This window comes from Caulobacter sp. HMWF025 (genome assembly GCF_003060965.1).
GTDB lineage: Bacteria > Pseudomonadota > Alphaproteobacteria > Caulobacterales > Caulobacteraceae > Caulobacter.
In genome coordinates this window covers 1-14155 of the sequence record NZ_QAII01000039.1, presented here as the reverse complement: position 1 = coordinate 14155, position 14155 = coordinate 1, and the positions used below count along the sequence as shown (strand labels likewise).

Below are 14155 nucleotides of genomic sequence, written 5' to 3'. Positions count from 1 at the left end.
CCCCTCCCGCTAGGCTATAGCCCCCGCCGATGACCCGCACGCCGCACCATCACGGCCGCCACCACCATCCGACCTCGCCTCGCGGGATCGGCCGGGTCCGCTCGCTCTAAACAGCCAGCCCCCTGCCTGAGCCCCGCCTAGCGGATGGGGCTTGAGCCAAGCGCCATCCGTCGAAGCCTTGATTGCCTAAGGACCGACGATGCCCGACTCTTCCACGACCTCCGACACCCAGACCTTCCGCCCCGAAGCCCGCGCGCCGCGCGGCTTTGCCGACAAGCGGGCCCGTGACCTGCGCGCCGAGCGCGCCATCCTGGAGGCGGTGTCGGCGGTCTATGAGCGGCACGGCTTTGAGGCGCTGGATACCGGGGCGTTTGAATATGCCGACGCCCTGGGCAAGTTCCTGCCCGACAGCGACCGTCCCAATGAGGGCGTCTTTGCCCTGCAGGACGACGACGACCAGTGGATGGCCCTGCGCTATGACCTGACCGCGCCGCTGGCGCGGTTTGCGGCGCAGAACTGGGAGACCCTGGCCAAGCCGTTCCGCCGCTATGCCTACGGGCCGGTGTGGCGCAACGAGAAGCCCGGCCCTGGCCGCTTCCGCGAGTTTATCCAGTGCGACGCCGACACCGTCGGCTCGGCCCGGCCCGAGGCCGATGCCGAGATCATCGCCATGGCCGTGGCGGGGCTGGAGGCGGCGGGCCTGCCGTGCGGTTCGGCCGTGCTGCGGATCAACAATCGCAAGCTGCTGAATGGCCTTCTGACCGCCGCCGGGGTCGAGACGGGCGGCCAGAAGCTGGCCGTGCTGCGGGCCGTCGACAAGCTGGACCGGCTGGGCGTCGAGGGCGTGCGGCTGCTGCTGGGCGAGGGGCGTCTGGATGAGAGCGGGGCCTTCACCAAGGGCGCGGGCCTGGTCGGCAAGGCCGTCGATGCGGTGGTCGACTTTGTCCAGGCCGGAGCCGGTGGCCGGGCGGCGACCCTGGCCAATCTGGCCAATGTCATCGGCGGGTCGGCCGAGGGCGACGAGGGGCTGAGGGAGCTCTCCCTGATCGACGCGGCCCTGACCAGCCTGGGCGTGGCCGACGACCAGGCGATGTTCGAGCCTTCGATCGTCAGGGGGCTCGAGTACTATACCGGCGCGGTGTTCGAGGCCGAGCTGCTGCTGTCCACCACTGACGAGAAGGGCGGCAAGGTCAGCTTCGGCTCGATCGGCGGCGGCGGGCGCTATGACGATCTGGTGGCGCGGTTCACCGGCCAGCAGACCCCGGCCACCGGTTTCTCGTTCGGGGTGTCGCGGCTGGCGGCGGCCCTGCGGGCGGCCGGGCGCGAGCCGGGCGGCACGGCGCGCGGACCCGTCGTCATCATTAATTTCGACCAGGCCCATATGGGCGAGTATTTCGCGGTGGCCGGCGAGCTGCGCAACGCCGGCATCGCTGCCGAGGTCTATCTGGGCACCTCGGGCATGCGGCCGCAGATGAAATATGCCGACCGGCGCATGGCTCCGGCGGCCATCATGCTGGGCGGCGACGAGATCGCGGCCGGCACTGTCACGATCAAGGATCTGGATCTGGGTCGCGAACTGGCGGCCGGGGTGGCCGACAATGCCGCCTGGAAGGCCGAGCGTCCGGGCCAGCAGACCCTGCCGCGCGGCGAGCTGGTGGCTGCGGTCCGCAAGATCATCGCAGGTGGCCAATGAGACTTGAACGTTCGATCCCCGCCGCCGCGCTGGAGGCCATCCGCGCCCCCTTCGCCGCCGCCGGGGCGGTGCTGACCGACGCGCCGGTGCTGCAGCCGCTGGGCCTGCTGCTCGACCTGGCCGGCGAGGCCATGCGCTCGCGGCTGTTCGTGGTCTCCGGCGACGGCGGCGAGGAAGCGTGCCTGCGGCCCGACTTCACCGTGGCCATCGCCCGCGTCCACCTCGACAGCGGCGCGGCGTCGGGGCGCTATCTCTATGACGGCAAGGCTTTCCGCGTCGCCCCGCGCGGCAGCGACCGGGCCGAGGAGTTCCTGCAGATCGGGCTCGAGGCCTATGAGGCGGGCGACCCCGTCGCCGCCGATGCCGAGATCGCCGCCCTGGCCTGGGCCTCGGTGGCGGCCGGCGGGCGCGAGGATCTCAGCCTGATGCTGGGCGATGTCGGCCTGTTCGGGGCCTTCGTCGACAGCCTCGACCTGGCTGCGCCCCTGGCCGCGCGGCTGAAGCGCGCCTTTACCCGGCCGCGTCAGCTGAAGGCCGAGCTGGAGGGGGCTCCGGCCCCCGGACAGCCGCTGGGCGAGGGCCAGAGCAAGATCGCCAGCCTGCTGGCCGGCCTGCCCGAGGGCGAGGCCTCGGCCGTGCTGCAGGAGCTGTGGTCGCTGGCGGGCATCGAGCCGGTCGGCGGGCGTCGCCCGGCCGAGATCGCCCACCGCCTGGTCGAACGGGCCCAGGCCGCCGAGGCCGGTCGTCTGACGACGGAGCAGGCCGACGCCGTGCGGGCCTTCCTGGGCGTCAGCGATCGTCCGGGCGCGGCCCTCGACGCCATCGCCGCCCTGGCCGGTCCCCGGCGCGCGGGGCTGGATGCGGCGCTCGCAGCCTGGCGGGCCCGGCTGGCGGGTCTGGTGGCCCGCGGCGTGCCCGAGGACCGCATGACCCTGGCCGCCGCCTTCGGCCGGGTGTTCGGCTATTATGACGGCTTCCTGTTCGAGGTGCGCAGCGCCGCCCTCGGCGATGACCGTCCGGTGGCGGCCGGCGGTCGCTATGACGGCCTGCCGGCCCGTCTGGGGGCAGAGACCCGCTCGGGCGCGGTGGGCTGCATGGTCCGTCCGGCCCGGGCCTATGCGGGAGGCGGCGAATGAGCGCGACCGAAATGACTCCGATGATCTTCGCCATTCCGTCCAAGGGGCGTCTGAAGGAGCAGGTCGAGGCCTGGCTGGCGGACTGCGGTTTCCGGCTGGAGATGACCGGCGGGGCGCGCGGCTACAGCGCCGAGCTGTCGGGCCTGCCGGGCGTGTCGGTGCGGCTGCTGTCGGCCGGCGACATCGCCGCCGGCCTCGATGCGGGTGAACTGCACCTGGGCGTCACCGGCGAGGATCTGCTGCGCGAGCGCGGCGACGATATGGACAGCCGGGTGATGCTGCTGCGGGCCCTGGGCTTCGGCCGCGCCGATCTGGTGGTCACCGCCCCCAAGAGCTGGCTCGATGTCGAGACCATGGCCGATATCGACGCGGTCGGGCACGCCCATCTGGCCCGCACCGGCCGCCGCCTGCGGGTGGCGACCAAATATGTCACCCAGACCCGGGCCTTCTTCGCCCGCCACGGGGTGGCCGACTACCGCATCGTCGAGAGCAGCGGTGCCACCGAGGGGGCGCCGGCCGCCGGCGTGGCCGAGCTGGTCGTCGACATCACCACCACCGGGGCGACCCTGGCAGCCAACGGCCTGAAGATCCTGTCGGACGGCGTGATCCTGAAAAGCCAGGCCCAGCTGACCGCCTCGCTGGTCGCCGGCTGGTCGCCGGTGCAGCTGGCCTCGCTGCAGCGGCTGCTGGCGGTGGTCGAGGCCAAGGGCCGGGCTCGTACCCTGGCCACCCTGGTCTGGCCCGCCGAGCAGGATGAGGCCGCCCAGGCCGCCGTCGCCGGCTTCGTGGCCCGGGGCGGCTCGCGCCGCGCCAACGGGGCCCTGCTGGCCACGGCCGACCTGTTCGACGCCGCCGCCGCCCTGGCCGAGGCCGGGGTCGAGCCGGTGACCGTGTCGCGTCCGGACTATGTGTTCGAATCCCGCTCGAAGGTGCTCGATCAGCTGTCGGCCCGGTTGGGTTGGTAAGTTTTGACTCTACTGTCAAAAAAGTGCTGAGAGAACGGTGATAAGTTTGACCCTTGGGTCCAAACTACGCCAATCTCGTCAAAATTTCGCTCAACCCGTTGCTGAAATGGGTTTTCGTGCGTTGACACAGTCACGATTTTGACGTTTCTAGCCCTTGCAAGAGACAAACGAGCCCATAAGAGCGCTCAATCTCTTCGGCGTTTCGGGGAGGAAACGCCCGCCTAGATCGAATGATCGAGAAAATAGCCAGCCCGTCGCGATTATCCCCCGCGGCGGGTTTGGTGTATCTGGGCCCTGTCTCCTTAAATTGACGAAGTCGTCAAAAAGCCGCTGCGGTGGTCTGCGGGGCGTTGCCGTCATAAACAAAAAATGGTTTCTCTAATCCGGTGCCGCCGTGAGCGGCCCCGGATGCCGCTGTGTGCCGCATCCAGAAGACCATCGGGGGAAACCGTATGATGCGTGGATGGCTTGCCGGCCTGTGGATCCTGGCTCTGGCTGGATTTGTAGCGGTAACACCGGCCCGGGCCGAGATCTCGGCCAGGGACCAGGTCGCGGCCATGGGGCCGGGCATCAATATCCTCGGCGGCTATGATCCCTACTGGCGCGGCGAGCCGACCACCTTCCGGCTGAAGGAAGACTTCCGTCTGGCGCGCGAGGCCGGCTTCAGGACGGCGCGGATCGCGGTCTTCACCTTCCCGTTCCTGAGCGCCGAGGGGCGGCTGGATCCGGCCTGGCTCAAGCGCCTCGACGCGGTCGTGGCCGAGGCCGAGGCCCAGGGCCTCACGGTGATCATCGACGAACACGACTTCGAGGCCTGCGCGGCCGATGTCGATGCCTGCGCCGTCAAGCTGGCCAATACCTGGTACGAGCTGTCGGAGCGCTATCAGGGCGCGTCCGACAAGGTGGTGTTCGAGCTGCTGAACGAGCCGCACGGCAAGATCGACTCGGTGATCTGGAACGGCTGGCTGCCGGACCTGATCGGCATCGTCCGCAAGACCAACCCGACCCGCAACCTGATCGTCGGACCGGTCAGCTGGAACAGCCTGGCCGAGCTGCCCAATCTCAAGCTGCCGGACGCGGACCGCCACCTGATCGCGACCTTCCACTACTACAGCCCCTTCGAGTTCACCCATCAGGGCGCCAACTGGGCCCCGCCCAATGTCGAAAAGCTCAGCGGCGTGCGCTGGCAGGGCCAGCCGGCCGAGATCGCCGCTATCGAGGGCGATTTCGACAAGGTCAGCGCCTGGTCGCAGGCCCAGGACCGGCCGATCCTGCTGGGCGAGTTCGGGGCCTACAACCTGCGCGGCAAGCTCGAAGACCGGGCTCGCTGGACGAAGGCCGTGGCCGATGCCGCCGACCGCCGCAGCTTTGCCCGGGCCTACTGGTACTGGGACGGCGGCTTCGGGGTCTGGGACGAGCAGAAGCGGGTCTGGGTCGCACCGATCCGCGACGCCCTGCTGGGAAAATCCGGCGGCTGATCATCGCTACCCGGACAACAAGCGCATTATCCTTGGGAGGAGAGAGATGAAACTGACACGTCGTGGCGTGATGGCAGCGCTGTCGCTGGCGGTCCTGGCCGGACCGGCCCTGGCGCAGGTCAAGCCCCTGGTCCTGTATGATGACGGCCTGCAGAACGACTGGCAGAACTGGAGCTGGGCGACGGTGCAGCTGGCGGCTCCGGCCGGCTCGGTGAAGCCGATCAAGGTCGAGGGCGGCCCCTGGAGCGCCCTGGTACTGCACCATGCGCCGATCTCGATGGCCGGCTTCAGCAAGCTGACCTTCTATGTCAACGGTGGCGTCGACGGCGGCCAGACGATCATGGTCAAGGCTTCGATCGGCGGCAAGCTGGTGGAGAAGCCCTTCGTCATCCAGCCCAAGGTCAAGACCTGGGCCATTGTCGAGGTACCCCTGAAGGATATCGGGGCCGACAACCAGACCGTCGACGGCTTCGCCTGGCAGGCCCAGGCCGAGGGCGCGAAGCCCTTCTATGTGACCAAGGTGCAGCTGGAGTAGGGGCTTTCCAGTCGGCGCGGCGCGGACGGGAACAGCCTCTGGCCGGTCAGCGCCCGCCCTCTGGACGACTGTAGCGATGTCATGGTCAATGGCTGCGGGGTAACGCGGTTATTTCAAAAGGGGCGAGCGGCCGTCGCCGCGCCCCGCTGGGGGCGAGCATGACGACGACACCCGACCTGGCGCCCGCGCGCGAGCGGGCCTTTTTCCGAACCACAATCACGGCCATGGCCGTGATCCTTGTTGCGGGCTTCGTCCTGCAACTGGTCATGGGGCGCTCGAGCTTCGGGGCACCGCTGGTCGTGCACCTGCACGCGGTGGTGTTCATGGGCTGGGTGGCGATCCTCGTCTCCCAGGCCTGGCTGGCGGCAGGCGGCGGGGTGAAGCTGCACCGGACGCTGGGCGCCGTGGCCGTGGTCTGGATGCTGGCCATGCTGGTGCTCGGGCCGCTGGTGACCTTCGCCGCCGCGCGCGCCGGACGCGTGCCGTTCTTCTTCCAGCCGCAGCATTTCGTGCTGGCCAACCCGGCGACGATGCTGGGGGCGTTCGGCCTGTTCGTCGCGGCGGTGATCCTGCGCAAGAACCGCGACTGGCATCCGCGCCTGCAGATCGGGGCCTTCACCCTGCTGATGGGGCCGGGCTTCGGCCGGATCCTGCCGATGCCCTTCCTCAAGCCCTTTGCGTTCGAGATCGCGACCGGCGTGGCGGTGATTGTGCCCCTGATCGGGATCGTGCGCGACTGGCGGGTGCGGGGGCGGCCGCATCCGGCCTGGCTGTGGACGATCGCCGTGCTGGTCGGGACCCTGGTCCTGTCGCGCATCCTGGCGGACTCGCCGGTCGGCGCGGCGATCTTCGCCGCCGTCACCGCCGGCAGCCCGGCGGCGCATACCGACGGCCTGAGCTACCCCAACCCGCCCTTCTGACCGGCGGATGCAAAAAGGGCCGCCGGTGTCCCGGCGGCCCTTCGTGTCGTTCAGGCGTGTCGACCTACCAGATCTTCACGCGCTCTTCCGGAGCCACATACAGCTTGTCGCCCGGCTTGATGTCGAAGGCGCTGTACCAGCCCGGCTGGTTCCGGATGGTGCCGTTGACGCGGTAATAGGCCGGCGAGTGCGGGTCGCTAGCGACCTGCTGCTTCAGGGCGTCGTCGCGGGTCTTCTGACGCCACACCTGGGCCCAGCCGAGATAGACGCGCTGGTCACCGGTGAAGCCGTCGAGGATCGGAGCCGGCTGACCCTTCAGCGAGGCGTGGTAGGCATCGAGGCCGAAGGCCAGGCCGCCCATGTCGCCGATGTTCTCGCCCATGGTCAGGGCCCCGTTGACCTTGATGCCGGGCAGGGGTTCGAAGGCCGAGTACTGGGCGCCCAGCTTGTCGGCCTGGGCCTTGAACTGGGCAGCGTCTGCCGGGGTCCACCAGTCGCGCAGCACGCCGTCGCCGTCGGACTTGCGGCCCTGGTCGTCGAAACCGTGGCCGATTTCGTGACCGATCACGCCGCCGATGCCGCCGTAGTTGACGGCCGGATCGGCGTCCGGATGGAAGAACGGGGCCTGCAGGATGGCGGCCGGGAACACGATCTCGTTGTTGACCGAGTTGTAGTAGGCGTTGACCGTCTGCGGGGTCATGCCCCACTCGGTCTTGTCGACCGGGCCGTTCAGACGCTCGACGTCGTGGCGCCATTCAAAGATGCCGGCGCGCTGGGCGTTGCCATAGGCGTCGTTGTCCTTGATCTCCAGCTTGGAATAGTCACGCCAGGTGTCGGGATAGCCGATCTTGACGGTGAACTTGGCCAGCTTGTCCTGGGCCTTCACCTTGGTCTCGGCGCTCATCCAGTCGAGATTGTCGATACGGACCTTCAGGACGCTGCGGATGTTGCCGACCAGGTCGATCATCTTGGCCTTGGACTCGGGCGGGAAGTAGCTGGCCACATAGTCCTTGCCGACCGCCTCGCCGAGCACGCCATTGACCATGCCGACGCCACGCTTCCAGCGCGGGCGCTGTTCGGGCTGGCCCGACAGGGTCTTGTTGCGGAACTCGAAGCTGGCGTCGACGAAGCGCTTCGACAGCATCGGGGCCGCCCCGTCGGTCACCTTGAAGGCCTGCCAGGCCTTTAGGGTGTCCAGCGGGGTCTCGGCATAGATCTTGGCGAACTTCGGGAACGAGGTGTTGGTCGTGACAATGACGCGGTCGATCTTGGGCAGCTCGGTGCCGGCCAGGTAACGCTTCCAGTCATAGCCGGGGGTCAGCGCCTGCAGGCCGGCCAGATCGACCGGGTTGTAGGTCTTGTCGCGGTCGCGACGCTCGACGCGGGTCCACGAGGCCTCGGCCAGGCGGGTTTCGAAGTCGACCACGGCCTTGGCGCTCTCGGCGGGCTTGTCCCAGCCGGCCAGGGTCAGCATCTTTTCGACATAGACCAGATAGGCGGCCTTCTTGTCGGCGAACTTGGCGTCCAGATAGTAGTCGCGGTCGGGCAGCGAGGTGCCGCCGGTCGACGAATAGACCGCATAGGCCTTGGGGTTCTTGGCGTCGGTCGAGATGCCGAGGCCGATCAGGCTGGCATAGGGCGTGACCGGGCTGGTGCCCATCAGGGCGGTGAAGTCGTCCTTGGTCTTGACCTTGCGGATGCCGGCCAGCCAGGGCGCGATCGGCTTGGCGTCCAGCGCCTCGATCTGGGCCTCGTTCATGAAGGCGCGATAGGCGGCACCGACCTTGGCCGTGTCGCCGGTGGCGGCGGTATTGGCGGCGGCGGCTTCGATGATCGCCTTGGTGCGGGCTTCCGACAGCTCCGACAGCTTGTCGAAATTGCCGTAGCGGGTGCGGTCCGACGGGATCGTCGTCTTGGCGTCCCAGGCGCCGCTGGCGAACTTGTAGAAGTCGTCGCCGGGCTTCACCGAGGTGTCCATGCCCGCGATATCAAAGCCCCAGGTGCCGTAGCGGGGCGATTCCAGCGAGGTCGCCTCGCCCGTCGCGCCTTCGGCGAGGGCCGGCAGCAGCGACTGGAGGGTGCAGGCGTCATTCAGGCAGGGGTGCTGATCGGACGCTTGCGCGCCAAAGGCAGAGAGGGACAGAGCCGCAGACGCGGCCGCAGCGAACCAAACTCGTTTCATTGAAATGGGCATCCGTTGGTGTGAGCTGGCGGCAATCTGCCTCGCCGGGGAAAAAACGCTCCCTTACAAATTTGTCATCTAGCCGAATTCCGCCGCATTGGTGGTGGGCATGCCCGGCCGGAGTGCCTTGTGCAGCCTGAGGTTCAGTTGTCCTTACGGCAAGCTGGACCGTCAGTTGACGGCCCAGATCGAAGACCAGTGTTACGGGTATTTTTTGCCCCGCTGCCAAAGGTTGTTTCAGACCCCGCAGCATGAAGTGATAGCCGTCCGGGGCGAAGTCGACGCGCGCTCCGGCGGGGATCTCGACCCCGGCGTCCTGGCGACGCAAAGCCCGCCGCTTGGGGCGCTAGTTCACATTGCGGGTCTGCCCGTCCCAGAACGGGGCGCGCAGCTCGCGCTTCAGGACCTTGCCCGCGCCCGACAGCGGCAGGGCTTCGATGCGGAAGGTGACGCCGCGCGGCCGCTTGTAGTTGGCCAGCAACGGCTCGCAGTGCGCCAGGACCTCGTCCTGGGTGGGCGCATGGCCCGGGCGGGGCACGACGATGGCGTGAACCTGCTCGCCCCAGCGCGGGCACGGCACGCCGATGACGGCGACCTGGGCGACGGCCGGATGGGTGGAGATCGCGCTTTCGACCTCGGCGCTGAACACGTTCTCGCCGCCGGTGACGATCATGTCCTTCAGGCGATCGACGATGAAGATGTAGCCGTCCGGGTCCTGATAGCCGCCGTCGCCGGTATGCACCCAGCCGTCGCGGATCGTCGTGGCGGTCTGCTCGGGCTGGTTCCAGTAGCCGTGCATCACGCCAGGGCTTCGGGCGATGATCTCGCCCACCTCGCCGGGCGCGGCATCGACCCCGGCCTCGTCGACGATGCGGACCTCGCAGCCCGGGGCGGGCCGTCCCGCCGAGGCAAGCCGGACGGCGCGCGGTCCCTCCAGAACGTGGTCCCCGGGCGGCAGGGCGGTGATGACCGGCGCCATCTCGGTCTGGCCATAGATCTGCACGAAGCGAACATGGGGCAGCTTGACGAGGGCTTCGGCCAGAACACCCCGCGAAATGCTCGAGCCGCCGTAGCCGATCGCGCGCAGCGACCGCAGCCGCTCCGTGTCGAACGCCGGATGCTGCAGCAGCATGGCGATCATGGTGGGTACCATCACCGTGTGGGTAACGGCGCGCGTCTCTATCGCGGCCATGACCGCCTCGGCGTCGAACCTGGGAACATAGGCATGGGTGGCGCCCATGATCGATGCCCCTCCGCCAAGGCAGCTGTCGGCCATGTGGAACATCGGGGCGGCGTGCAGGACCACATCGTCTGGTCCGACGCCCAGCAGCATGGCGCAGACCAGGTTGTTGTACCAAAGCGCCCTGTGCGGAAGCATCACCCCCTTGGGGAAGCCCGTCGTTCCGCCCGTATAGTAAAGGCCCGCCAGATCCTCCCCGCCGGCCCCGGCGTCGGGCGCGGGGTCATGGGCGGTGATCAGGTCCTCGTAGTGGCGCAGGCCCTCCGGCGCCGGGCCGTCGTCACTCCACACCACCTGCTCAAGGTCCGGACACATGGCCCGGCACGCCGCCGCGACGCTCGCGAAGGCGCGATCCACGAACAGGACGCGGGTCCCGCTGTCTCGCAGCGAGTAGGCGTTTTCCTCTGCGGTCCAGCGGATGTTCATCGGCACGACCACGGCACCGGCCCACCAGACGGCCGAGAGGAACTCGGTATAGCGGTCGCTGTTGAGCGCCAGGATGGCGACCCGGTCGCCGCGCTGAACGCCCATGGCGCCGAGGCCGCCCGCCAGCCGCGCCACACGCGCCTGCGTCTGGCTCCACGTCCGCGTCGTCGTGTTGAAGGTGGTAGAGGGCGAGTTTGGCCCGCCGCGGGCGGCGCTGTTCAGCATCTCGGTCAGGCCAAACATCGCGCGTCCCCGCCATCTGTCATTGGCCTGCGACGCTAGTTGGAGCGTCGATACAGTCAAGCTTCGGGCAGGCTGCGGCCCCAAATCATCGAACCTCGCTCAGAGCCCCGGACGACGAGGCGGCTGAGCCCCGGCGCGCCGGGCCTTGCTTGCCTGGCCGAGTATCTGGGCCTAATCAACCAATATGGGTGACATGAACGGGGGCCGCATGCCGAACGCCAAGACCCTGCTTCCCGCCCAGTGCCGGGCTGCCCGCGGGCTGCTCAACTGGTCCCAGGCTGAGCTGGCCGAGCGGGCGGGGGTCTCGCGCAGCACGGTCAAGGACTTCGAAACCGGCCGTCACGCGTTGCATCTTAGTACGGAACGTCTGTTGATGGCGGCGATTGAGACCGGAGACGTTCTGCTGCTGCCGGCCGGCGAGGCCGGCGCGGGCGTCCGGATGCGGGCATCCGGCACGGAACACTGACGGTCGGGGGAGGCTTGGAGAGCGCGTGCAGGGCGAAGTTTCACCGTCGGACTACAAGGATCTGGTCCTCTTTCTGGCGACCGCCGGGATCGTTGCGCCGATCTTCAAGCGGCTGAAGATCAATCCCATTCTCGGCTTCCTGCTGGCCGGCGTGATCCTCGGGCCCTTCGGCCTGGGCCGCCTGATCCCCTATGCGCCGTGGCTGGACTACGTCACCGTCGACAGCCCGGACGAAATCGCCCAACTGGCCGAGTTCGGCGTCGTCTTCCTGCTGTTCATGATCGGGCTGGAGCTGTCGTGGGAGCGGCTGCGGCTGATGCGACGGCTGGTCTTCGGGCTCGGTGCGGCCCAGGTGCTCGGCTGTTCGGTCGCGCTGGGCCTGGGGGGCATGGCGCTGGGCCTGCCGCCGGTCGCCGCCCTGGCCATCGGCGCAGCGCTGGCCCTGTCGTCCACCGCCATCGCCGTGCCGGTGCTCGCCGAGCGACGGCGGCTGCATTCGGAAGGCGGGCGGGCGACCTTCTCGGTCCTGCTGTTCCAGGACCTGGCGGTCGCGCCGATCCTGATCACCCTGACCATCCTCGGGCGCGGCGACGGCACCTTCGCCCTGCGCGACCTCGTCGCCCTGGCCCCGGCCGCCGTCGGCCTGGGGGCCATCGTCCTGGTCGGGCGGCTGGCCCTGCGTCCGATGCTGAAATCCGTGGCCCGGGCCAAGAGCGAAGAGATGTTCATGGCCGCCTGCCTGCTGGTGATCATCAGCGCGGGCCTGGTCAGCGCCCTGTCGGGCCTGTCGATGGCGCTCGGGGCCTTTGTGGCCGGTGTCCTGCTGGCCGAGACCGAGTACCGCCACGAGGTCGAGATCAAGATCGAGCCGTTCAAGGGCCTGCTGCTGAGCCTGTTCTTCGTCTCGCTCGGCATCCGGCTGGACCTGTCACTGCTGGTGGCCAAGCCGGTGCTGATCCTGGGCGTCGCCCTGGGGCTGCTGGCGGTGAAGGCGGCCATGGTCTTCGGCCTGGGCCTGGCCATGCGCCTGGGCCGCCGGGCCTCGGCGGAGGCGGCCCTGATCCTCGCGGCCGGCGGCGAATTCGCCTTCGTCATTCTCGACAATGCCATCGGGGCGCAGGTGGTGCCCCGCGCCGTCGGCCAGGCAGTCCTGGTCTCGGCGACCCTGACTATGTTCCTGATCCCCGCCCTGGCCGCCCTCGGCGCACGCCTGGGCCGCAAGGCCGCCGCGACCCCGACCGCCGAGGCCCCTGCGGGTGGTCCCGACCGGGTCGGCCCCGAGCCCTCGGGCCAGGTCCTGGTGGTCGGCTATGGCCGGGTGGGCAAGCTCGTGTGTGACATGCTGAGCCGCCACGACCTGTCCTGGATCGCGGTCGAGCGCGATGCCCGCCTGGTCGAGCAGGGGCGTCGCGACGGCAGCCGGATCTACTATGGCGACGCCTCGCGCCTGGAACTGCTGGAGCGCTGCGGCCTGGCGACGGCACGGGCGGTGGTGGTGACCATGGATGCGCCCGAAGCGGCAGAGGCGGTAGTGGCGGCGGCGCGCGAGGCCCGGCCGGACCTGGCCATCGTCGCCCGGGCCCGTGATGCCCGACATGCGGCCAGGCTCTATGAACTGGGCGCGACCGACGCGGTGCCCGAAACCATTGAGGCCAGCCTGCAGCTCTCCGAAGCCGTGCTGGTCGATATCGGGGTTCCCATGGGGCTGGTCATCGCCTCGATTCACGAGCGTCGCGATGAATACCGCAAGGCGCTCAATCGTCCCGACGCCCTGGGCGGGCGCCGTCGGCGCCTCCGGGACGCCACCCTGCGATGAGCGGGCAGGCGGTTCGCCGCCCTCCCGGCCAGGGCCGAATCTTTTGAAGGGCGGGGCCTTGCGCACCGCGAATTCACGTGCGAACCCACTGCCATAGGCGCGGATTGCGGAAAATTCAGGCGTTACGCTCGGAAGTTGATTCTCGGGGCGGTCTTGTTTAGCGTCCTGGATGAGGAATCCAGGTCAGCGAAACCTGACGAGTGTGGCTTTGCTGACACTTTCCCGGCACGTTCGCCTTGGTATAACAAAGCTCGGCCGTTTCAGGCCGGAGCAGGGCAATAGAGGGCTCTTGATATGAAATTCAAACTCCTGGCGGGAGTCGCCCTGGCTGCGGTTTGCGCCGCGTCGGGCGCGTCCGCCCAAGAGACCGGCTGGTATGGCGCGGTTGATCTTGGCTACCACTTCCCGACCGCCATCGGCACCGAGTCGGACCTGAACGCTCCTGACAGCGCGCACTATCACTGGACGTGGTCTTCGGACCGCGACTGGGCCGGCTTCGTGCGTCTCGGCTATCAGTTCAGCCCGAACTGGCGTGCAGAACTTGAAGGCGGCTATCGCCCCGGCGACCTGACCTCGGTTCGCGGCAATGCCGTGCGCCAGCAGCCGCGCGGCCTCTGCACCCCTGGCGTGACCCGCACCGCTGCGGCCCCCGCCTGCGGATCGCCGGACGGCTCGATCGACTCCTGGACCGTGATGGCGAACGTCCTGTACGACTTCGCCCCGGACGCTTGGCTGAACCCCTTCGTCGGGGCCGGTATCGGCATCAACCGCCTGGACGTGAAGGCCCTCGGCCAGTTCAGCGGCGTCGGCACCGTCACCTCGGGCAACGTTGCGATCCAGAACCTGACCGTCGACGACAACGATCTCGCCGTTTCGTGGCAGGCCATCGCCGGTGCCTCGATCAAGGCGACCGACAAGCTGAAGCTCGACGTCACCTATCGCTATCTGGCCGGCGTCGACCACGCCTGGCAGACCACGGGTTCGGGCATCCTGCAGCCGGGCGCGTTCGAAGGCCAGTACAAGGACCAGTCGCTGACCGTGGGTCTGCGCTATTC

11 protein-coding genes and 1 pseudogene are annotated in these 14155 nt (G+C 68.7%); 9 read left to right on the top strand and 3 right to left on the bottom strand.

Annotated features, from left to right (window positions below; genetic code table 11):
• Nucleotides 1-199: 199 nt before the first annotated feature.
• From hisS to DBR10_RS05245, 6 genes and pseudogenes are all read left to right on the top strand, one after another.
• Nucleotides 200-1693, top strand: coding sequence for a histidine--tRNA ligase (hisS, locus tag DBR10_RS05270; protein ID WP_108556193.1), 1494 nt, complete (start codon nucleotides 200-202; stop codon nucleotides 1691-1693).
• Nucleotides 1690-2829, top strand: coding sequence for an ATP phosphoribosyltransferase regulatory subunit (locus DBR10_RS05265; RefSeq protein ID WP_108506042.1), 1140 nt, complete (start codon nucleotides 1690-1692; stop codon nucleotides 2827-2829). The genes hisS and DBR10_RS05265 overlap by 4 nt, the downstream gene beginning before the upstream one ends.
• 11 nt (nucleotides 2830-2840) lie before the next feature.
• Complete coding sequence (hisG, locus tag DBR10_RS05260) at nucleotides 2841-3794, top strand: ATP phosphoribosyltransferase (RefSeq protein ID WP_108556194.1); 954 nt, start codon at nucleotides 2841-2843, stop codon at nucleotides 3792-3794.
• A 452-nt stretch (nucleotides 3795-4246) separates the two neighbouring features.
• The gene (locus DBR10_RS05255) at nucleotides 4247-5272 is read left to right on the top strand and encodes a glycoside hydrolase family 5 protein (protein WP_233243281.1); all 1026 of its coding nucleotides are present in this window, start codon (nucleotides 4247-4249) and stop codon (nucleotides 5270-5272) included.
• 46 nt (nucleotides 5273-5318) lie between these two features.
• Nucleotides 5319-5807: a hypothetical protein gene (locus tag DBR10_RS05250; RefSeq protein WP_108556192.1), complete on the top strand. Its 489-nt coding sequence runs from the start codon at nucleotides 5319-5321 to the stop codon at nucleotides 5805-5807.
• Nucleotides 5808-5986: 179 nt separating this feature from the next.
• A pseudogene (locus tag DBR10_RS05245) lies at nucleotides 5987-6727 on the top strand (hypothetical protein); the annotation flags it as partial.
• 64 nt (nucleotides 6728-6791) lie between these two features.
• Here the strand turns inward: DBR10_RS05245 and DBR10_RS05240 are convergent.
• Genes DBR10_RS05240 through DBR10_RS05230 form a run of 3 tightly spaced genes read right to left on the bottom strand, consistent with a single transcriptional unit; the run spans nucleotide 6792 to nucleotide 10818 of the window.
• The gene (locus DBR10_RS05240; protein WP_108506040.1) at nucleotides 6792-8909 is read right to left on the bottom strand and encodes a M13 family metallopeptidase; all 2118 of its coding nucleotides are present in this window, start codon (nucleotides 8907-8909) and stop codon (nucleotides 6792-6794) included.
• Nucleotides 8815-9237 carry a copper chaperone PCu(A)C gene (locus DBR10_RS20450; protein WP_108506039.1) on the bottom strand — a complete coding sequence of 141 codons (423 nt, stop codon included), beginning with the start codon at nucleotides 9235-9237 and terminating at the stop codon, nucleotides 8815-8817. Before DBR10_RS20450 ends, DBR10_RS05240 begins: the two co-directional genes overlap by 95 nt.
• 18 nt (nucleotides 9238-9255) lie before the next feature.
• Nucleotides 9256-10818 (bottom strand): long-chain-fatty-acid--CoA ligase, encoded by a 1563-nt coding sequence (locus DBR10_RS05230; protein ID WP_108556190.1) that lies wholly within the window; start codon nucleotides 10816-10818, stop codon nucleotides 9256-9258.
• Nucleotides 10819-11026: 208 nt separating this feature from the next.
• On the opposite strand from DBR10_RS05230, the gene DBR10_RS05225 reads away from it, so the two are divergent.
• The 3 genes from DBR10_RS05225 to DBR10_RS05215 all read left to right on the top strand — a co-directional run.
• A complete protein-coding gene (locus DBR10_RS05225; RefSeq protein WP_108506043.1) occupies nucleotides 11027-11284 on the top strand; it encodes a helix-turn-helix transcriptional regulator in 258 nt (85 codons plus the stop codon).
• A 25-nt stretch (nucleotides 11285-11309) separates the two neighbouring features.
• Nucleotides 11310-13100, top strand: coding sequence for a cation:proton antiporter domain-containing protein (locus tag DBR10_RS05220; RefSeq protein ID WP_108556189.1), 1791 nt, complete (start codon nucleotides 11310-11312; stop codon nucleotides 13098-13100).
• A gap of 294 nt (nucleotides 13101-13394) precedes the next feature.
• The coding region (locus DBR10_RS05215; RefSeq protein WP_146184186.1) for an outer membrane protein at nucleotides 13395-14155 on the top strand (761 nt) is incomplete at its 3' end.

Bases quoted from the DNA above. Each gene is read 5' to 3' on its own strand.
- hisS (WP_108556193.1), top strand. From the start codon at position 200: ATGCCCGACTCTTCCACGACCTCCGACACCCAGACCTTCCGCCCCGAA.
- DBR10_RS05265 (WP_108506042.1), top strand. From the start codon at position 1,690: ATGAGACTTGAACGTTCGATCCCCGCCGCCGCGCTGGAGGCCATCCGC.
- hisG (WP_108556194.1), top strand. From the start codon at position 2,841: ATGACTCCGATGATCTTCGCCATTCCGTCCAAGGGGCGTCTGAAGGAG.
- DBR10_RS05255 (WP_233243281.1), top strand. From the start codon at position 4,247: ATGATGCGTGGATGGCTTGCCGGCCTGTGGATCCTGGCTCTGGCTGGA.
- DBR10_RS05250 (WP_108556192.1), top strand. From the start codon at position 5,319: ATGAAACTGACACGTCGTGGCGTGATGGCAGCGCTGTCGCTGGCGGTC.
- DBR10_RS05240 (WP_108506040.1), bottom strand. From the start codon at position 8,909: ATGAAACGAGTTTGGTTCGCTGCGGCCGCGTCTGCGGCTCTGTCCCTC.
- DBR10_RS05230 (WP_108556190.1), bottom strand. From the start codon at position 10,818: ATGTTTGGCCTGACCGAGATGCTGAACAGCGCCGCCCGCGGCGGGCCA.
- DBR10_RS05225 (WP_108506043.1), top strand. From the start codon at position 11,027: ATGCCGAACGCCAAGACCCTGCTTCCCGCCCAGTGCCGGGCTGCCCGC.